Below are 18230 nucleotides of genomic sequence, written 5' to 3'. Positions count from 1 at the left end.
GCAAATAAAAAAGCTGGAATCTAGATTCCAGCTTTTTTATAGAAGTCTCATTTATTTCAAGAAACGTTGATAACCGAGGTTATTGGTAATCTCAACATATGGATAGGTAATATTTTCCAATGTTTCAATTAAACCATCTGGGTTTTGTTTCGCATCCGTTGCTTCCATACCCACCAATACACGACCTTCAGCAGCACCGTGGTTACGGTAATGGAATAGGGTGATGTTATGCGTTGGGCCTAGACGTTCTAAGAAAGTCAGTAATGCGCCCGGACGTTCGGGGAATTCCACGCGGAATAGGCGTTCATTCTCGATATCTGCATGACCGCCAATTAAATAACGGATATGAAGCTTAGCGACTTCATCATCAGAAAGATCATCTACATCGTATTGGAATTTTAAAGTTTCAAAAATTTCCTGACGTTCTTTCTCGCCATTTTTGAGACTGATTCCCACAAAGACTTGAGCAGCAGAAGAATTACTAGCGCGGTAGTTAAATTCAGTGATGTTACGGCCTTGTAGTGCGCGGCAGAATTGGAGGAATGAACCTTTTTCTTCTGGAATGGTCACAGCAAAGATCGCTTCTTTGCGTTCACCCAGTTCAGTACGTTCCGCAATGTAGCGCAGACGGTCAAAGTTCATATTGGCGCCGCATACAATCGACACCATATTTTTGCCTTCTAGACCATGCTCTGCAACATACTTCTTGATACCTGCAAGCGCCATTGCACCAGATGGTTCAACAATGCTACGGCATTCATCAAAGGTATCTTTAATCGCTGCACAGATTTCATCGGTATTTACCAGTACAACTTCACGCTCAACAATAGGGCCAGAGTTGTCAGATTTTTGCAGTTGAATCACTTCAAATGGTTTTTCACCAATTTGTGCAACTGCTGTACCGTCGGCAAATAAACCTACAGATGGCAGAATGACACGTTCATTGGCTTCAAAGGCTGCTTTTAAACATGCTGATTCGTCATATTCAACAGGAATGACTTTAACGTGAGGTGCCACATCACCTAAGTAAGCGGCTACACCGGCAATGAGACCACCACCGCCCACAGCAACAAATACATAGTCTACATCACGCCATTGACGCAAAATTTCGTTGGCAATGGTTCCTTGACCGGCCATAACGAGTTCGTCATCATAAGGTGGAATAAAGGTCATACCTTCATCTATTGCACATTGGATTGCGTATTTATTGGCTACGTCAAAAGAGTCGCCATGCAGAACCACTTCACCGCCTAAGCGTTTAACCGCTTGTACTTTAATGTCTGGTGTGGTTTTAGGCATAACGATAATGGCGCGAATACCCAACTTTTTACCAGATAATGCCACGCCTTGAGCATGGTTACCTGCAGAAGCAGTAATAACGCCACGTTCCAACTGAGATTTCGGTAATTGACTAATACGGTTGTAGGCACCGCGTAGCTTGAAAGAAAAGACAGGTTGTAAATCTTCGCGTTTAAAGCGAATGTTATTGTTTAGTTTTTCACTAATTCGTGGCGCTGCTTCGAGTGGGGTTTCGATTGCAACGTCATAGACCGTTGCCTGTAATATTTGTCGAACCAAACGAGACAGCATGTTAATTTTCCATCTAACAGTTTAAAATAGGGGTTTATTGTAACAAACCCCTGTACATTTGGGCTGAAAAATCAGCGTCTAATGTCAAAAAATAGTTGAGCCAAGTTATGAGTCTGTATGCAACCCAAGATGAAAAGAAACAAGCTGCCGCAAAAGCTGCGTTAAAGCATTTGCCAAAGGGCGGTATTTTGGGTGTTGGTACAGGAAGTACTGTGAACTTCCTCATCGAATTATTGCCAGAGCTTCAACTTGAAGCTGCTGTTGCAAGTTCTGAAGCAACTGCACAACGTTTGAAAAAATTAGGCATTGAAGTGGTTGATATGAACCACGTTGGCGGTTTAGATGCCTATGTTGATGGCGCTGATGAAATCGACCGTCATATGCACATGATTAAAGGCGGCGGCGCTGCACTTACTCGTGAAAAAATTGTTGCGTCGATTGCGAAAAAATTCGTTTGTATCGTAGATGATTCAAAATGGGTTGATCAATTAGGCCGTGATTTCCCGCTTCCTGTCGAAGTGATTCCAATGGCACGTTCTGCTGTTGCGCGTAAAATCGTTTCTTTAGGCGGTGATCCTGTTTACCGTGAGGGTGTGGTAACGGACAACGGCAACGTAATTTTAGACGTACACAACTTAAATATCTTAAATGCTTTAGAGCTTGAAAAGACTTTGAATGACATTCCAGGTGTAGTGTGTAACGGTATCTTTGCGTTAAACAAAGCGGATATTGCTGTTGTTGCAACTGATAACGGTATTGAAGAGCGTACTGCGGTTTAATCTATAGAAAATTTAAATGTAAATTGAGTTTCGATTTATATTTAAATTTCTAATGGAAGTTCCCTCTCCTTTGAGGAGAGGGTTAGGGAGAGGTCAATTTAAAAGTCCCCTCATCCTAACCTTCTCCCTAAGGGAGAAGGGACTTTTCAATATTAATTCCATTACTATTTTTTACTCTTTAAAAATCCTTTAAAACTTCTCTTAGAAAAGGTGAGATGTGAATTTCCGTAAGATCGGAGATTTAAATTTTAGAATCAATAAAAATATGACTCCCAACCTTCCTGAAATTCAAATCACTCGAAAATTACGTGCCACACGCTTAAGACTGCGTGTAGAACCAACGCAAATTAAATTAACTGTTCCCCAGTTTTGCACGCAGCGCCAAGTGCAAGATTTTCTGAAACAATCGGAACAATGGATGATTGAAACATGGCAAAAGCAGCAGGAAAAAGCAGGGCAGATTGATAAAGCGCTTCCAACCGAATTAAAACTATTCAATCTAGAGCAGCCTTTACAGGTTGTGTATCAAACCCAAAAACATTCATTTATCTTGGATGACGAAAGCCATCAACTATTCATCAGTGATCGACAGCCTGAGCAATATTTAAAAAGCTTTGTGATTGCTAATGCCAAAGAGTATTTACCAATCTATTTAAAGCAAGTGAGCAGTGAAACAGGCTTGAAATATGGTGATTGCTCGATTCGTCAGCCTAAAACACGCTGGGGCAGCTGTTCTGCTAAGCATGACATTATGCTGAATAGCGGTTTGGTACTTTTTCCATTGGAAATTGCACGATATGTAGCTGTACATGAGTTAGCGCATACCAAGCACTTTGACCATAGCCCAAACTTTTGGGCTGAAGTGCAAAAGCATGATGTTGATTTTCAGCAGCATCGGAAAACTTTAAAAAGTACACCAATGCCATGGTGGTGGATTAAATAAATATTTTAAAATGGTAAATCGTCGATATCCTCTATTTTTACATCTGCGTGTTGTGAAATTTCAAAAAGTAATTCATCTGAAATATCTTGATATGTCGTAATTGCTATATAAGGTCTATCAAGTTTATCTTTTGAAATATGAATGTCTTTAACATCGAAGGTAATTGTTATCATTTGAATAAATTTATCAAGATTATGTTCAAATGTGTCTTTTCCTAAAGTAATAAATTTATGGAAAGATAATTTATTTATCTCATTTTTCAGATTTTTGTTTTGTGTGCGAGAGTTATGTGCCCTGAAAGAGTTAGGCTGTTTGCTAAAAATAGCTTCTTTTAAACTATGGATGTCTGACCTCAATATATTAAAAAACTCTTTTTCTTCAAAAGTGGACGAGTCTTGAAGTGTTGCAGGACTTGTAATTGATAAAAGTTTTATTATTTAATTAACACTTTTACCTTCATTTACAGCGGATGTAGTTTCCTCTAAGACTTTTTGAATTGATTTTTGGTCGGACAGAACATCACGATAATCTAAACCGTTTCGATATTCTGTGTAACGGAACATATTAATGTCAAAAATTTTAGGAGTACCAATTTCCTGAACTAATATGGTTGGTTTATCAAACGCTTGCCTTAAGCCTAGTTCAAACAGTACATTGGGATTGCGAGTGCTTAAATCACATATTGCCATAGGAGATTCTAGTAGTTTTTGCAAAATATCTAAATGAATTAGATTTGCTTGGGTAACATCATCTGCACGAACAGGTTTATAACCAGCTGCTTTACAAGCAGGTGCGAATATATCTTCATATACTCGCTTGAAGTGACCATTTTTATAATCAGGGTGGTCAGCAATAGGCATAATGATGAAACAATCATTATTAGTTTGCGGTGCTTGTTGGGGTTGTTGATGTATGTTTTTTGTCATGATTTAAGCGGTTTTAAAATTATATTAAGAGTATAAAAGAAAAAGATTATTTTTAAATAGATCTGTTTTATTGAATTTTTTGATTGTTTCTATTTGATTTTAATATTTTTATTACTAAAACAAAATTCAGTCAAATACCCTCCAAAACAGTTCAGAAAACCGTAACTTCCTGTCATACTACGCAGTCATCAAATGGATACTTTGAATAGAGGTAATGAGCGTGATTTCAGTAGGTATTGTCGGCGGTACAGGTTACACAGGTGTTGAATTACTGCGTATTTTACTGCGACACCCAAATGCAGAAGTAAAAGTTCTGACATCACGTACTGAAAATGGCCGCCGTGTGGATGATATGTTCCCAAGCTTGCGTGGACATACAGACCTTTGCTATTCAGATCTAAATATTGAAGAACTAAAACAATGTGACGTTGTATTCTTTGCTACGCCTCACGGTGTAGCAATGAAACACGCAGAAGAGTTAGTTGCTGCAAATACTAAAGTGATTGACCTTGCTGCTGACTTCCGCTTGCAAGACTTAGCTCAATTTGAGAAATGGTATGGCCTAGACCATGCATGTCCAGAGCTATTAAAAGAGTCAGTTTATGGTTTGTCTGAATTAAACCGTGAAAAAATTCAAAAGGCTTCAGTGATTGGTAACCCAGGTTGTTACCCAACAACTGTTCAGCTCGGTTTAGCGCCAGTATTAAAAGCTGAAGGATTAGTGAAACCTGAAAGCATTATTATTGATGCAAAATCAGGTGTGTCTGGTGCAGGTCGTAAAGCCAGCCTAGGTATGATCTATTCTGAAAATGCAGATAACTTTAAGGCATATGGAGTTGCAGGTCACCGTCATCATCCTGAAATTGTAGAAGCCTTAGAAAATATTTCAGGTCAAAAAGGTGTGTTTAACGAAATTTTATTCGTACCGCATTTGGTACCAATGATTCGTGGCATGCTCAGCACTATCTATATTGATTTGACAGACGCAGGTGCTTCTGCGGATTTACAAAGCATATATGAACAGTTCTATGCCAATGAGCAGTTTGTAGATGTTATGCCGGCAGGTAGCTCACCTGAAACACGTACTGTGCGTGGTGCGAACCAATTACGTATTGCGATTTGCAAACCTCAACCGAAAAAATTAGTGATTTTGGTGGCTCAAGACAACTTGGTGAAAGGTGCTGCAGGTCAAGCCGTACAAAATATGAACTTGATGTTTAGTTTTGCTGAAAATGCAGGACTTCAAGGCATTGGTTTATTACCATAAGAAACGATTTAAAACTTCACACACATTTAAAACTGGATTTAAATGTGTGCCTTGAGTGAACTAAAAATAAGAGATGACGATGTCGAATACAGAATCTAATTTCAAGTCAGAACCAGAAAACAGTGAAAAAACGCCTTTTATGAAGACGAATATGCCACTGGCGATTGGTGCAGTTGTACTTGCATTGAGCAGCGGTTTGCTCGGATATAGTATCGGTCATCGTCAGGGCTTAACTGTGGTCGGATATGATGCAGATGCAGAGCAACTGGTTGATGTGGTGCAAAAGCAAAAAAATGAATTAGCAGGCCTGAATAAAAGTTTGAATGCGGCAATTCAAGAGCGTGATGTCGCTGTAAGTAATTCAAATGATTTATATTTGGCTGTTAAAAAAGCACGTGATGATCAAGAATTAACCGGTAATTTGGGTGTTTTGTATCGTGAAGTATTGCGCCAACGTGGTGGTATGCCGCTTGCAGTACAACATTTAGCGATTAAACCGTTACCTGAAAATGCGTATGAATACCAACTTGATCTCGTTCAAGTAAGTCCGTCAAAAAGTAATGTGTCTGGAAGTGTTGAGCTGCGTCTAATTAAGGGTACAGAAGTACTTGCAGTGCCTTTAGAAGACAAAAACTTTAACTTTAGCGAAAGTGAGCGACTCACTGGACGTTGGACCATGCCAAAAGGCTTTAGTCCAGACTTTATTGAAGTGCGTTTAAGCGGTTCTAAACCCGTTATTCGCCGTTTTAGCTGGTCGAAAGGTCAGCCTGTTGAAAATCAATCTGCTTTCCTTTCAGAAATTCCTCAAACTGAAGCAAGTGCAAACTAAGTGTGAAACCTAAATCCTATGCGAACCAATAAGCGTCAAACGTGTTTATCTGACATTAAAAATTCATTTTACCAATCTGGTTTAGTGGACTGGCATCTAAACCCGACTCTCAGCCAAGGTATGCAGGATGATGGTGATTCAGACATTCAAGTATTGACTGCGCCACCTGAGTTAAAGCGTCCTCCTATGTATGCTGTCGTTTTAATGAACGATGATTACACTCCAATGGACTTTGTAATTGAAATTTTACAACAATACTTTGCTTTGAATCTTGACCAAGCCACTCAAGTAATGCTAACTGTACATTATGAAGGAAAGGGTGTTGCAGGGGTTTATCCGCGAGACATCGCAGAGACTAAAGCAAATCAGGTCAATAATTACGCTCGGTCGCAAAGTCATCCATTACTTTGTCAGATTGAGCCAAAAGATTAATAAGGGGATTACATGCTCAGTCGTCAATTAGAAGTATCACTACGTTTGGCTGTCAGCATGGCTCGTCAAAAGAGACATGAATTTTTGACGGTAGAACATTTATTATTGGCTTTACTGGATAATGATTCCGCTGTTAATGCATTGAAAGCATGTGGCGCAGACATTATTGTGCTTCGCAAAGAACTTGAAGAATACGTAGAACAACATACCCCTAAGCTTGGCGAAAATAGCGATCAAGCACCACATCCTACAGAAAGTTTTGATCGTATTTTGCAGCGTGCAATTTTCCATGTGCAATCGAGTGGTAATGACCGCACTGTAGAAGGTGCAGACATTTTAGTTGCGATGTATTCAGAGCGTGATTCATTTGCGGTGTATTTACTTAAACGCCATCAAATCAACCGTTTGACATTAACGCAGTACTTGTCTCATGGCACACGTAAAGATGAAGTCCAAGCTGAAGAGGAAATTGAAGAGCTCGATGGTGAAAACACCACGTCTTCAAATTCTGGCCCATTAGAGCTATATACGACCAATCTCAATGTTGAAGCTCAAAAAGGCAAAACAGATCCACTGATTGGTCGTGAAAAAGAGATTGAACGTACAGCTCAAATTCTATGCCGTCGCCGTAAAAACAACCCACTTTTGGTGGGTGATCCGGGTGTAGGTAAAACTTCGATTGCTGAAGGATTGGCTTGGCTCATTGTAAATGGTAAAGCACCTAAACCGCTTGAAAATGCAGAAGTGTTTAGCTTAGACATTGGTGCTTTAGTTGCAGGGACTAAATACCGTGGTGATTTTGAAAAGCGTTTAAAACAACTGTTAAATGCATTGAAGAAAAAGCCCGAAGCTATTTTATTTATTGATGAAATTCATATGATCATCGGTGCAGGCTCAAGTATGGGCAGCACGATGGATGCATCGAACCTCATCAAACCAGCTTTGGCGAATGGTACTTTGCGTTGTATCGGTTCAACGACTTTCCAAGAATATCGCCAAGTATTTGAAAAAGATCATGCTTTATCTCGTCGTTTCCAAAAAATTGATGTCAATGAACCATCTATTTCAGAAACGATTGATATTCTGCGTGGCTTAAAAGGCAAATTTGAAGAATTCCATCATGTGAAATACGAAGATCAAGCGCTGGTTTCTGCGGTTGAACTATCAGCGAAATTTATCAATGATCGTTTCTTACCTGATAAAGCCATTGATGTGATTGATGAAGCTGGTGCGCAGCGTCGTTTAAAAGCTGAGCAAGATGATACGGTCATTTCAGTTGAAAACATTGAAGATATCGTTTCGAAAATTGCCCGTATTCCACCGAAAACTGTGTCTAAAGATGACAAGAGCGTCCTTGAAAATCTTGAGCGTGATCTGAAACGTGTGGTGTTCGGTCAGGATGAAGCGATTGAAGCGCTTGCATCTGCGATTAAATTATCTCGTGCAGGTCTAAAAGCACCAGATAAGCCAGTGGGTAATTTTGTCTTTGCGGGTCCTACAGGTGTGGGTAAAACTGAAGTCACTAAGCAATTGGCGAAATTGTTAGGCGTTGAACTTGTACGTTTCGATATGTCGGAATACATGGAACGTCATGCCGTATCTCGTTTAATTGGTGCGCCTCCGGGTTATGTAGGTTTTGATCAAGGTGGTTTGTTGACCGACGCGATTCATAAAAATCCGCATTGCGTACTTTTACTAGACGAAATTGAGAAAGCGCATCCAGATGTCTTTAATTTGTTACTTCAAATTATGGATCATGGTTCATTAACGGACAACAATGGTCGTAAGTCTGACTTCCGTAACGTCGTGTTAGTGCTGACTACGAATATTGGTGCAGAATCAATTTCACGTGTGAGCATTGGTTTCATGGATCAAGATAACAGTAATGACAACCAAGACGCGATGAAAAAAGCCTTCTCTCCGGAGTTCCGTAACCGCTTAGATGGTGTTATTCAATTTAAAGCATTGCCAACAACTGTCATTGAAAGTGTGGTTGATAAGTTTTTAACAGAGCTTCAGGCACAGTTAGATGATAAGAAAGTGGTTCTTGAAGTTGATCAAGATGCACGCGAATGGATGGCAGAGCAAGGATACGATCGCTTGATGGGCGCTCGTCCAATGCAGCGTTTAATTCAAGAGCATTTGAAAAAACCGCTTGCTGAAATGATTCTGTTTGGTGAGCTTGCGGAACATGGCGGCAATGTTGCTGTTTCAGTGAAGAAAGAAAATGGTAAAGCTGTGGGCTTAAAACTCGAAGTGTTTGAAGACCAAACCGCTGAACCTGCTTAATCAATTTAATTAACAAAAACCCGTGCTTGCACGGGTTTTTTATATTTATTCGACGCTAGATTTGGATTTCTCAATGATGGATATACCATTAACAAAAGTGCTGACCACATTTGGTTTATTTGCACTAACAGCACTGATGGAAATTTTAGGCTGTTACTTCCCATATTTGATTTTAAATCAGCAAAAATCGCAGTGGTTATGGATTCCTACAGCCCTTGCATTGGCTGCATTTGTTTGGTTATTGACGTTGCATCCAGCAGCTTCGGGTCGTATCTATGCAGCCTATGGCGGAATCTATATTTTCTCTGCATTACTGTGGTTGCGTTTTGTCGATCACGTAACTCTAACGCGTTGGGATATGCTAGGTGGCATCATTGTATTGGTGGGTGCAGCTGTGATTGCATTACAGCCTCAAGGTTTAATTCGTTAAGTTAAAAAACATTGCAGAAGTTAAACCAAGAGCTATAAGAAATCAGATGTTTATTTAAATTTACATTCAGCATTGTGGATTTTTATTTCGTATTTCTGTTGAGGTGAAGATAAATCCATTTCTAATATATATGGATTTACACGTTGAAATTGATGCTCAAATAACAATTCACAATTTTGTAGAGAATTCTTTTTGATCAGTTGTTTGACTTGCTGTTGACCCACCGATTCTGCAAATTGTGTAAAGTCAGGTGTGGTGATAATTCCTTCGATCTCTATTTTATCTGCTGAAACTTCCATTTTTTCCATCAACATATTTTGGTCAACTTGATAAGGAAGAGTACGAGAGTCTTCGTCACTTATGGCAGAAAGTATTTCATCTAATGCTGTCTTATTTTTAATTTGATATGAAGCATCCAAAATTCCTTTTTTTACGAGGTATTGATCTAACTCAGTTGGAGATGCTGCAAATGTAACGGTGCTTAGGCCCAAAGAGACTAAAATTAAAAAGCGTTTTTGAATGTGCATATTTTAAATCACTTATAAAAGTTATGGTTTTATTAAAGCACGCAAAAACAAAAAAAGCACCCTAAGGTGCTTCATTTATCTAAGTAAAACCTTAGTCTTTTTTAAGATTTTCGTTAATTAAAAATTCAACAAGTGCTTTTTGTGCATGTAAGCGATTTTCAGCTTCATCCCAAACCACGGCATTTTTGTGATCAAGCATATTTTCAGAAATTTCTTCGCCACGATGCGCAGGTAAGCAGTGCATAAATAGGCAGTCAGCGTGAGCAAGATCCATCAGGCGTTCATTCACTTGATAATCAGCAAACGCTTTTTCACGAATTTTTTGCTCTTCTTCTTGGCCCATACTTGCCCAAACATCTGTAACGATTAAATCTGCATTAACTGCAGCATCTTCGGCAGAATCAACAAGTTCCACACAGTGTGCAAATTCAGATAAAAATTCTGCTTTAGGTTCATAGCCCTTAGGTGCAGCGATTTTTAATTTAAAGCCCCACATATGAGCAGCTTCAATATATGAGTTACACATATTGTTGCCATCACCAATCCAAGCAACCGTTTTACCTTCAATAGAACCACGGTGTTCAACAAATGTTTGAACATCGGCAAGTAATTGGCAAGGGTGGTGATCATCTGTTAATGCATTGATGACAGGAACTTTTGAATAAGAAGCAAAACGTTCAACAATGTCATGACCAAAAGTACGAATCATCACAATATCAAGCATGCTTGAAATCACACGTGCAGAATCTTCTACTGGCTCGCCACGCCCTAATTGAGAGTCGCGAGATGAAAGGAAAATTGCACTACCACCAAATTGGCTCATTCCTGCTTCAAACGATACACGTGTACGGGTGCTCGATTTCTCAAAAATCATGCCCATGACTTTACCAACGAAAGGTTGGAAAACTTCATTGTTATGCTGTTTGCGCTTGAGTTCGATACCGCGCTGTACAATTTGGTTAAGTTCTAAAGTCGATAAATCGCGTAAAGTTAGAAAGTGACGTAGAGCCATTGTTACTCCACAATAATTGCTGAATCAAAAAACAAAACAACAATTAGTTGTTGGTTGGTTAGAGAAAAAGGAATCGATTAATATACTATAAGAGAGGTAAATTGCAAAAAATCTAGCGCTTTTGGTGACCGTCTAGGAAACGATCGACGCAATAACTGATGTAATTGATGGTTTCTTGATCATTTTCATCAATGGTGATGCCCATGAGAACGCGCCATTCTAAATTTCGCAAAATTCCAAAATAAAATTGAGCCGAAAACAGCGGGTTTTCACAATACAGCAAACCGTGTTGATGTGCTTGATATAAAATTTCCGCAACGGTGTTCTGAATTTGTTTCGGACCTTGCTCATGAATATAACGTGCTATTTCCGGATTACGTCCAGTTTGTTCTAAAACTAACCGCATAAATGCAGCATTTTCAGGCATCACAATATGCTGATGAAAGTCACTTAAAGTATTGATGAGATAAGCACGAATATCGGTGTCAGGGCTCACCGTAAATGGTAGGCAAATATCTTTGAAAAATAAGCAGCGACGATAGTCACAAATGGCCTTAAATAATCCGTCTTTATTACCAAAATATTTATAGATTGACGCTTTTGAACCACCTGCATGATTCACGATGTCATCTAATGAAACTGCATCAAAACCACGTTTTAAAAAAAGCTCCGTAGCACTTTCTAAAAGCGCAACACATCGTTCATGTCCGCGCCGCGTTTGTGGCTGGTCATGCGTTAAAGGTTCAATGTGTATTAAATCTTGCATAAAGTGATAATATTTAACAAAAAAAGATCTGAGCTGACGATAATTATAGCAAAAAATTCAGTACTTTTCTGCTTTGCTCATAAATAAGGGATCTTTGACTAAAGAATAACAACAGATAGGTGACAAGTGAAATATTTGACTAAAGTTTTAGAGTTAATATTCTACAAAGCCATAGAGTTGGAAAAAAATATGGATATACTCAAACTTCGAAAATTAAAGTAAATGCCGTGGAAAGGAATATGACACAACAAACGTCTGCAGGCTTAAGATTTAGACAAGCATTGGAAATCGAAAAACCATTACAAATCATTGGCACAGTAAATGCCTATGCAGCAATGATGGCAAAAGAAGTTGGCTATAAAGCCATATATTTATCTGGTGCAGGTGTTGCGAACTATTCATATGGTTTACCTGACTTAGGCATGACCAGTTTAGACAATGTTTTGGAAGATGTTCGTCGTATTACTGAACGTGTAGATACGCCATTACTTGTCGATATCGATACAGGTTGGGGCGGTGCATTTAACATTGCTCGTACTGTGAAACAAATGATTGCTGCGGGTGCAGCAGCGGTTCATATCGAAGACCAAGTCGCGCAAAAACGCTGTGGACACCGTCCGAACAAAGAAATCGTGTCACAACAAGAAATGGTTGACCGTATTAAAGCTGCTGTAGATGCAAAAACCGATTCAAACTTTGTGGTGATGGCGCGTACAGATGCATTACAAAAAGAAGGTTTGCAAGCAGTGATCGACCGTGCATGTGCCTGTGTAGAAGCAGGTGCTGATGCGATCTTTGCTGAAGCAATGACTGATATTACCATGTACAAAACTGTCTGCGATGCTGTTGGTGTCCCTGTACTGGCAAACATTACAGAGTTTGGTGATACCCCTTACTACACCAAAGAAGAACTAGGTGAGCAAGGCATTTCAATGGTGCTTTACCCATTATCACCAACACGTGCAATGCAAAAAGCGGCACTAGAAGTAATGCATGCGATCCGCAATGAAGGTACACAAGTCAATGTACTGGATAAAATGCAACAACGAAAAGAACTCTATCAATTCCTCGATTATCACACTTTTGAAAACACATTAGATAAATTGTTCACTGAAGGAAAATAAAAAATGGCTGAAGGAAAAGTACTCACGGGCGCAGGACTGCGCGGACAAGTAGCGGGTAAAACTGCACTTTCAACTGTAGGCAAAAGCGGTGCGGGCTTAACCTATCGTGGTTATGACGTTCAAGACTTGGCAGAAAACTGTCAGTTTGAAGAAGTTGCGTACCTGATTTTCTTTGGTGAATTGCCAACAACAGAACAATTAGCAGCATACAAAGCTAAACTCAAATCATTGCGTCAATTGCCACAAGCGTTGAAAGAAGTATTAGAACGTATTCCTGCGGACTCACATCCAATGGATGTAATGCGTACAGGCGTTTCAATGTTAGGTAACCTTGAAACAGAACAGTCATTTGCTGAACAACAAGATGTTGCAGATCGTATTTTGGCAACACTACCTGCGATCATCTGCTACTGGTATCGCTTCAGCCATGATGGCGTACGTGTAGAAGAAAACACCGATGATGATTCAATCGGCGCTCAATTCTTGCATTTACTTCGTGGTGAAAAACCAAATGAATTGCATGAGCAAGTGATGAACGTATCACTGATTCTATATGCAGAGCATGAGTTTAACGCCTCTACATTCACAGCGCGTGTATGTGCATCAACATTGTCAGATATGCATTCATGTATCACAGGTGCAATTGGTTCACTACGTGGCCCATTACATGGCGGTGCAAATGAAGCTGCAATGGAAATGATTGAAAACTGGACGTCTCCAGAAGAAGCTGAACGTGAAATGCTCGGCAAACTTGAGCGTAAAGAAAAGATCATGGGCTTTGGTCATGCGATCTACAAAGACAATGACCCGCGTAATGGCATCATCAAAATTTGGTCTGAGCGCCTAGCTAAAGACGTCGGTGATACCGTACTTTATCCTGTATCAGTTCGCTGTGAAGAAGTGATGTGGCGCGAGAAGAAATTGTTCTGTAATGCAGACTTCTTCCATGCATCAGCATATCACTTCATGGATATTGCAACCAAACTATTCACGCCAATCTTTGTAATGTCACGTGTAACGGGTTGGGCAGCACACGTGATGGAACAACGTGCAGACAACCGTATTATCCGCCCAAGCGCGGACTATACGGGCCCTGAACTACGTAAAGTTGTGCCTATTGCAGAGCGTTCTGCTGCATAATTTTAAAGTGAAATAAAAAAGCCTCAAAAGAGGCTTTTTTATTATTTGTTATTTAATTTAACAATAGATTTCTTTCATAAGTCATTTTTCACTCAGCTCCAAGTTATAAATTCCAGCAATTAGATTGAATCTTAATGCTAGTCTTTTGCCTCGATTGCGATATCGCTCAGCAAGAATTTTGAAGGTTTTCAAACTGCCAAATACATGCTCAATTCCAATTCTTCTTTTATTGATTTCCTGATTATAGATTTTTAGTTCGGAATCCAGTTTACAGCGCTTCTTTGCTTTTAATGGCAACAAGCTATTTGGATACACTGTATAAATTCCCTGATAACCCTTATCCGCAAGGATAAATGCACCTGCAGGAATCTGATTCAAGTTACGTTTGAAGAGTTCGAAATCATGTAGGCACCACGACTCGTACATAAACTCAGGATTTTTTGAGTTTGATAATGAATGATGGCCTGTACTTTGAAAGTGTGGGTCTTTTTCTTGCCGCTATAGCTTTTCTTCTGTTTTTTTAGGCCTTTGGATTGGAATTTCTGTGGCATCCACGATCACAACATTCCAATCGATGCCTTCGCCCTCGGGTAAATCTTTGGGTAAATTAAAGAGATTGGACCGAATCAGGCAGTCTTCAACATGACGGACAATTCTTGAGGCTGTGGGCTCTGAAACCCCGTAGCTCGTCGCAACGTGAAATAAGGTTCGGTATTCCCGCCAATAGGTTAGACAGAGCAGAACCTGGTCTTCCAGGCTTAACTTGGGCGGTCTGCCTTTGGCAGGGACATGTTTCTTCAATTGCTCAACCATCAAATAGAAAGTTGACCATGAGATGCCTGTGTATCGCTTGAACTGAGGATCAGAAAGCTTGTTTGAATCGATGTATTTCATCCGCAGATTATGCACGAATGCTAAGAAATCCGGAGTGCAAATATTAACCAAAAAGAAGATCGTTTTTTGATTTATGAAAGAGATCTAATCTATTTGGTTAATAAAACTGGATCTTCGACGCTATATCCCGTTTCAAATGGAATCCCTAGATATTTAACAGTCACTAAATAAAAAGGCTTTTGCACTACACGATAAGTTTTAGAGATTTTTAAACCTTCTTTATACGTCTCAGTCTTTTGTATGGCGCTTTTATACTGCGAATTTTTAATACGATATTGATAGGTCCATTTATCAATGGTTTCATTCGGGTCATACCAAGATTTTGCAGTGCCATTCATGGTCGTTAATAACTGTATTCGGGCATTATTGTTATTTACTGGTGTTAGTTTGGCTAAACGCTTTTTAATTTTCGCGATTTCTTTATCAAACTGGGCACTGTCTTGGTCGTAATCAATCCGTTTTGTCTTAGGATTAATATATAAAGACTTCACTGTAATTAATTGCGTCGGCTTTTGGCTATTTAATTGATAATAATATAATTGTGGTAAACGACCACGACCATCTTCAAAATGACGCATTAAATAGATTTTTTGGTCTTTTTTATCAAAACCTAAAACCTCAATGGTTTGAGGGCCGCCTACCGTAGCCAAAGCAGAGCAGGACAGTAGTGTGCTAATTGCGAATGCATTGAAATGACGTAGCTGCATTTTCTTGTCCTGATGAGAAAAATTTCTCAATACAGTATGCTATGCAAAATGATATTTAAATATGAAGATTATGTATGTTTTATTCTGCATTTAAGATGTCTAATACACTGTGAGCAACATTTTCAGTTAACTGATCTAAGCGTTCTAAAGCTGTACCTAAAATAAAATAGTGGTAATTATAAATACGACTGTCATGTAAGATTGAAATATAAAATGTTCCTTCGGGTTTTTCTACAGTTGCGCTGCCACCGGATTTGAGTAATCCAGTGCAGGCAACCACAAAGTTTGCACGTGAAAAAAGCTGTTGTCCGTGCTCAGCCATCGCTTGAGTCACTTCTGCCGATTCGGCCGTATATTGTTCTATCAGTAGAGGATCTACTTTTAAAATTTCACGCTTGATCGACGGATCATAGCTGACCAGACCACCTAACAAGATATCTGCACCACTATTCTTATAAATTGAAAATTGGCTACATAAATAACCAGAGCTTGCACTCTCGATAAATGCGATAGTCATGGATTTTTGTTCTAAAGCATCGCAACACTGTTTAAGCATGTGCTTACCCCAAAGTAGAATGGTGAATGATCATTAGTATTCTTAAAATTTTAGCATTGATTCCGCTCGCCTGTAATTTCACTAAAAGTCTAAGTTGGTACTGTGGGTGTTGTGGAATTCACAAAAATAGCGTGATTGCTTAGAAGCTGTACGAAAATATGAAATAAAGGTTTTTTCGGAAGGAAAACGATGTTAAAACTTAAAATAAAGAGCGTAACAAAAGTAGGTTTATTTCAATGAAAACGACTGTTAAATATGTAGTATTAAAAAGCCTAGACTATCAATTGGGCACGCCACTTTTTCAAGAAGAATTAGACGCAGATAGCCTGTATTTTGATCAAATTCCGGCTGTAATTCAGTATCAAAATCATCAATTCAAAGTGAAAAGTAAAGAGTTAAAGCGTGTTTATTTGGCTGAAGAAAATGAAGACATGCAAACCATTATTGTGAAAGTACTTGCTGTTTAATTTCGATCAATTTGTAGTATTAATAATACAGTTCTCATTGAGTTGGGAACTGTATTTTTGTATTTGCCTGATTCAAATTTATATATAAATCTAGATTTAAAGGAGATATGTATTTTTAATGGAGCATGTAAATAATTTTGTGTAATTGCTTTTCATCAATTTAAAGGTGATTGCTTAAGCGGTCACCGAATTCAATAATAAAGCGGCTCATGGCTAAACGCCAGTCGCGAATCGGCATATTCCACTTTTTAGATGCTGCATCAATGGCCAGGTAAATCACTTTACGTACAGAATCATCCGTTGGAAAGACTTTACGTTTTTTGATCGCTTGGCGTATTACGCTGTTTAATGACTCGATTGCGTTGGTAGTGTAGATGGCTTTGCGTATCTCGGCTGGATAAGCAAAGAAGGTATTCAGATTCTCCCAATGCGTACGCCAGCTTTTGCTGATCTGTGGGTACTTGTCATCCCATGTTTGGGCAAATTGATCTAGGGCCATCAAGGCTGCCTCTTCAGTGGGTGATTGATAAACGGCTTTTAAATCCTGAGTGACCGCCTTGTAATCTTTCCATGACACGTATTTCAAGCTGTTGCGTAGCATGTGGATAATGCACAGCTGGATGTGGGTTTGCGGGTATACGCTGTTAATGGCATCAGGAAAGCCTTTTAGTCCTGAGAAGCGCTGCTTTGCAAGGCAGGCGATCAGAATATCCTGCAACCCTCGGTTTTTCAGCTCAGTCAGAACATTTAGCCAGAACTTGGCAACTTCATTCTCAGCCATCCACATGCCGAGCAGTTCTTTGTGTCCATCAAGATTAATGCCTAAGGCAAGGAATACAGCCTTGTTGATGACACTGCCATTATGACGGACTTTAACCACAATACAGTCCATATAAACGATGGGATAGATTACATCCAGCGGACGGTTTTGCCATTCAGCAACCTGCTCATTGACGGCATCAGTCACCTTGGAAATGAGCGTTGGAGATACATCGGCATCGTACATTTCCTTGAAGGTAGCAACGATTTCACGGGTGGTCATACCTTTGGCATAAAGGGATAGAATCTGGTTATCCATTTGCGTGATACGGGTCTGATTTTCTTAATCAACTGAGGTTCGAAAGTACCATAACGATCACCTGGTGTGGTGATCTCAATCTCCCCATCATCGCTAAGTACAGTCTTACTAGAATAACCATTGCGTGAATTTGAGCCAGATTTACGGGCATTTTTTTCATGTCCGAGATGTTCGGTAAGTTCGGCATTGAGAGCTGTTTCAACAGTGAGTTTAGTCAACAATCGGGTGAATTGGTTGAGATCGTCTTCTGTTTTGATTCCTTTAGCAAATTCTGCTGCAAGGTCTTTTAGTTTTTGTTCGTTCATCATATTGCCTGACTCCGTTGTGAATATGAAGGTAGCAAATTCAGGCAATTACACAATTTAAATTACAGTCTCTTTTAGACCACTTGATCGTGTCGTCTTCGCTATTCGACTAACAGCTATTTAATCCCCCAGATATTATTTAACCCGAATCGCGGATAAGAAATAAACT

The 18230-nt window shown here is 39.4% G+C and carries 20 protein-coding genes and 1 pseudogene; 10 read left to right on the top strand and 11 right to left on the bottom strand.

The features are described 5' to 3' along the window. Positions 1-51 precede the first annotated feature (51 nt). Positions 52-1590: a threonine ammonia-lyase, biosynthetic gene (gene ilvA, locus AC4CU0_RS08145; protein ID WP_490742901.1), complete on the bottom strand. Its 1539-nt coding sequence runs from the start codon at positions 1588-1590 to the stop codon at positions 52-54. Between the two features lie 107 nt (positions 1591-1697). Here ilvA and rpiA point away from each other — a divergent pair, with 107 nt between their 5' ends. Both rpiA and AC4CU0_RS08135 read left to right on the top strand, forming a co-directional pair. Continuing rightward, a complete protein-coding gene (rpiA, locus tag AC4CU0_RS08140; protein ID WP_120402688.1) occupies positions 1698-2369 on the top strand; it encodes a ribose-5-phosphate isomerase RpiA in 672 nt (223 codons plus the stop codon). A 265-nt stretch (positions 2370-2634) separates the two neighbouring features. Further along, the gene (locus AC4CU0_RS08135; protein ID WP_490742900.1) at positions 2635-3312 is read left to right on the top strand and encodes a YgjP family zinc-dependent metalloprotease; all 678 of its coding nucleotides are present in this window, start codon (positions 2635-2637) and stop codon (positions 3310-3312) included. Positions 3313-3317: 5 nt separating this feature from the next. Here the strand turns inward: AC4CU0_RS08135 and AC4CU0_RS08130 are convergent, their stop codons facing one another. Then, positions 3318-3668, bottom strand: a complete 351-nt coding sequence (locus AC4CU0_RS08130) for a hypothetical protein (protein ID WP_490742899.1) — start codon at positions 3666-3668, stop codon at positions 3318-3320. A gap of 81 nt (positions 3669-3749) precedes the next feature. Continuing rightward, entirely contained in the window at positions 3750-4238 is a 489-nt protein-coding gene (locus AC4CU0_RS08125; RefSeq protein WP_490742898.1) for a hypothetical protein, read from the bottom strand. Positions 4239-4452: 214 nt separating this feature from the next. Between AC4CU0_RS08125 and argC the strand changes: the two genes are divergently transcribed. The 5 genes from argC (at position 4453) to AC4CU0_RS08100 (ending at position 9485) form a co-directional block, all read left to right on the top strand. Next, on the top strand, positions 4453-5505 hold the full coding sequence (argC, locus tag AC4CU0_RS08120; RefSeq protein ID WP_180094555.1) for an N-acetyl-gamma-glutamyl-phosphate reductase: 1053 nt from the start codon (positions 4453-4455) through the stop codon (positions 5503-5505). A gap of 79 nt (positions 5506-5584) precedes the next feature. Next, on the top strand, positions 5585-6334 hold the full coding sequence (locus AC4CU0_RS08115; RefSeq protein ID WP_180110949.1) for a hypothetical protein: 750 nt from the start codon (positions 5585-5587) through the stop codon (positions 6332-6334). A gap of 18 nt (positions 6335-6352) precedes the next feature. Further along, positions 6353-6766, top strand: coding sequence for an ATP-dependent Clp protease adapter ClpS (gene clpS, locus AC4CU0_RS08110; RefSeq protein WP_180051274.1), 414 nt, complete (start codon positions 6353-6355; stop codon positions 6764-6766). Positions 6767-6778: 12 nt separating this feature from the next. Beyond that, positions 6779-9055 carry an ATP-dependent Clp protease ATP-binding subunit ClpA gene (gene clpA, locus AC4CU0_RS08105; protein ID WP_180007808.1) on the top strand — a complete coding sequence of 759 codons (2277 nt, stop codon included), beginning with the start codon at positions 6779-6781 and terminating at the stop codon, positions 9053-9055. Between the two features lie 76 nt (positions 9056-9131). Next, positions 9132-9485, top strand: a complete 354-nt coding sequence (locus AC4CU0_RS08100) for a YnfA family protein (RefSeq protein ID WP_180110966.1) — start codon at positions 9132-9134, stop codon at positions 9483-9485. A 50-nt stretch (positions 9486-9535) separates the two neighbouring features. Here AC4CU0_RS08100 and AC4CU0_RS08095 read toward each other — a convergent pair whose 3' ends face one another. The 3 genes from AC4CU0_RS08095 to AC4CU0_RS08085 form a co-directional block, all read right to left on the bottom strand. Then, on the bottom strand, positions 9536-10012 hold the full coding sequence (locus AC4CU0_RS08095) for a hypothetical protein (RefSeq protein ID WP_180109203.1): 477 nt from the start codon (positions 10010-10012) through the stop codon (positions 9536-9538). Positions 10013-10103: 91 nt separating this feature from the next. After that, positions 10104-11024, bottom strand: coding sequence for an ornithine carbamoyltransferase (gene argF / locus AC4CU0_RS08090; RefSeq protein ID WP_078193464.1), 921 nt, complete (start codon positions 11022-11024; stop codon positions 10104-10106). Between the two features lie 112 nt (positions 11025-11136). Continuing rightward, positions 11137-11790 carry a TetR/AcrR family transcriptional regulator gene (locus AC4CU0_RS08085; protein ID WP_111883702.1) on the bottom strand — a complete coding sequence of 218 codons (654 nt, stop codon included), beginning with the start codon at positions 11788-11790 and terminating at the stop codon, positions 11137-11139. A 239-nt stretch (positions 11791-12029) separates the two neighbouring features. On the opposite strand from AC4CU0_RS08085, the gene prpB reads away from it, so the two are divergent. Both prpB and prpC read left to right on the top strand, forming a co-directional pair. After that, a complete protein-coding gene (gene prpB, locus AC4CU0_RS08080; protein ID WP_180145808.1) occupies positions 12030-12914 on the top strand; it encodes a methylisocitrate lyase in 885 nt (294 codons plus the stop codon). 3 nt (positions 12915-12917) lie between these two features. Beyond that, positions 12918-14054 (top strand): bifunctional 2-methylcitrate synthase/citrate synthase, encoded by a 1137-nt coding sequence (gene prpC, locus AC4CU0_RS08075; RefSeq protein ID WP_180051268.1) that lies wholly within the window; start codon positions 12918-12920, stop codon positions 14052-14054. An 81-nt stretch (positions 14055-14135) separates the two neighbouring features. On the opposite strand, the gene AC4CU0_RS08070 is transcribed toward prpC, so the two are convergent. From AC4CU0_RS08070 to AC4CU0_RS08055, 4 genes are all read right to left on the bottom strand, one after another. Further along, complete coding sequence (locus tag AC4CU0_RS08070) at positions 14136-14480, bottom strand: transposase family protein (protein ID WP_490742815.1); 345 nt, start codon at positions 14478-14480, stop codon at positions 14136-14138. A 72-nt stretch (positions 14481-14552) separates the two neighbouring features. Further along, positions 14553-14948 carry a transposase family protein gene (locus tag AC4CU0_RS08065; protein ID WP_490742816.1) on the bottom strand — a complete coding sequence of 132 codons (396 nt, stop codon included), beginning with the start codon at positions 14946-14948 and terminating at the stop codon, positions 14553-14555. 89 nt (positions 14949-15037) lie between these two features. Then, positions 15038-15655: an aminotransferase gene (locus tag AC4CU0_RS08060; RefSeq protein ID WP_490742896.1), complete on the bottom strand. Its 618-nt coding sequence runs from the start codon at positions 15653-15655 to the stop codon at positions 15038-15040. 79 nt (positions 15656-15734) lie between these two features. Next, entirely contained in the window at positions 15735-16211 is a 477-nt protein-coding gene (locus tag AC4CU0_RS08055) for a CinA family protein (protein ID WP_180007802.1), read from the bottom strand. 236 nt (positions 16212-16447) lie between these two features. Here AC4CU0_RS08055 and AC4CU0_RS08050 point away from each other — a divergent pair, with 236 nt between their 5' ends. Continuing rightward, the gene (locus AC4CU0_RS08050; RefSeq protein WP_078190858.1) at positions 16448-16678 is read left to right on the top strand and encodes a hypothetical protein; all 231 of its coding nucleotides are present in this window, start codon (positions 16448-16450) and stop codon (positions 16676-16678) included. Between the two features lie 160 nt (positions 16679-16838). Here AC4CU0_RS08050 and AC4CU0_RS08045 read toward each other — a convergent pair. Next, a pseudogene (locus tag AC4CU0_RS08045) lies at positions 16839-18061 on the bottom strand (IS256 family transposase). Between the last annotated feature and the right edge of the window lie 169 nt (positions 18062-18230).

The sequence above is a fragment of the Acinetobacter sp. LipI_15 genome (assembly GCF_058242865.1).
Note: the sequence above shows the minus strand (reverse complement) of the source record. Positions and strands in the feature narration are given on the sequence as shown.

Coding starts and splice junctions, on each gene's coding strand:
- ilvA (WP_490742901.1), bottom strand. CDS start 1,590: ATGCTGTCTCGTTTGGTTCGACAAATATTACAGGCAACGGTCTATGAC.
- rpiA (WP_120402688.1), top strand. CDS start 1,698: ATGAGTCTGTATGCAACCCAAGATGAAAAGAAACAAGCTGCCGCAAAA.
- AC4CU0_RS08135 (WP_490742900.1), top strand. CDS start 2,635: ATGACTCCCAACCTTCCTGAAATTCAAATCACTCGAAAATTACGTGCC.
- AC4CU0_RS08125 (WP_490742898.1), bottom strand. CDS start 4,238: ATGACAAAAAACATACATCAACAACCCCAACAAGCACCGCAAACTAAT.
- argC (WP_180094555.1), top strand. CDS start 4,453: ATGAGCGTGATTTCAGTAGGTATTGTCGGCGGTACAGGTTACACAGGT.
- AC4CU0_RS08115 (WP_180110949.1), top strand. CDS start 5,585: ATGTCGAATACAGAATCTAATTTCAAGTCAGAACCAGAAAACAGTGAA.
- clpS (WP_180051274.1), top strand. CDS start 6,353: ATGCGAACCAATAAGCGTCAAACGTGTTTATCTGACATTAAAAATTCA.
- clpA (WP_180007808.1), top strand. CDS start 6,779: ATGCTCAGTCGTCAATTAGAAGTATCACTACGTTTGGCTGTCAGCATG.
- AC4CU0_RS08100 (WP_180110966.1), top strand. CDS start 9,132: ATGGATATACCATTAACAAAAGTGCTGACCACATTTGGTTTATTTGCA.
- AC4CU0_RS08095 (WP_180109203.1), bottom strand. CDS start 10,012: ATGCACATTCAAAAACGCTTTTTAATTTTAGTCTCTTTGGGCCTAAGC.
- argF (WP_078193464.1), bottom strand. CDS start 11,024: ATGGCTCTACGTCACTTTCTAACTTTACGCGATTTATCGACTTTAGAA.
- AC4CU0_RS08085 (WP_111883702.1), bottom strand. CDS start 11,790: ATGCAAGATTTAATACACATTGAACCTTTAACGCATGACCAGCCACAA.
- prpB (WP_180145808.1), top strand. CDS start 12,030: ATGACACAACAAACGTCTGCAGGCTTAAGATTTAGACAAGCATTGGAA.
- prpC (WP_180051268.1), top strand. CDS start 12,918: ATGGCTGAAGGAAAAGTACTCACGGGCGCAGGACTGCGCGGACAAGTA.
- AC4CU0_RS08070 (WP_490742815.1), bottom strand. CDS start 14,480: ATGTACGAGTCGTGGTGCCTACATGATTTCGAACTCTTCAAACGTAAC.
- AC4CU0_RS08065 (WP_490742816.1), bottom strand. CDS start 14,948: ATGAAATACATCGATTCAAACAAGCTTTCTGATCCTCAGTTCAAGCGA.
- AC4CU0_RS08060 (WP_490742896.1), bottom strand. CDS start 15,655: ATGCAGCTACGTCATTTCAATGCATTCGCAATTAGCACACTACTGTCC.
- AC4CU0_RS08055 (WP_180007802.1), bottom strand. CDS start 16,211: ATGCTTAAACAGTGTTGCGATGCTTTAGAACAAAAATCCATGACTATC.
- AC4CU0_RS08050 (WP_078190858.1), top strand. CDS start 16,448: ATGAAAACGACTGTTAAATATGTAGTATTAAAAAGCCTAGACTATCAA.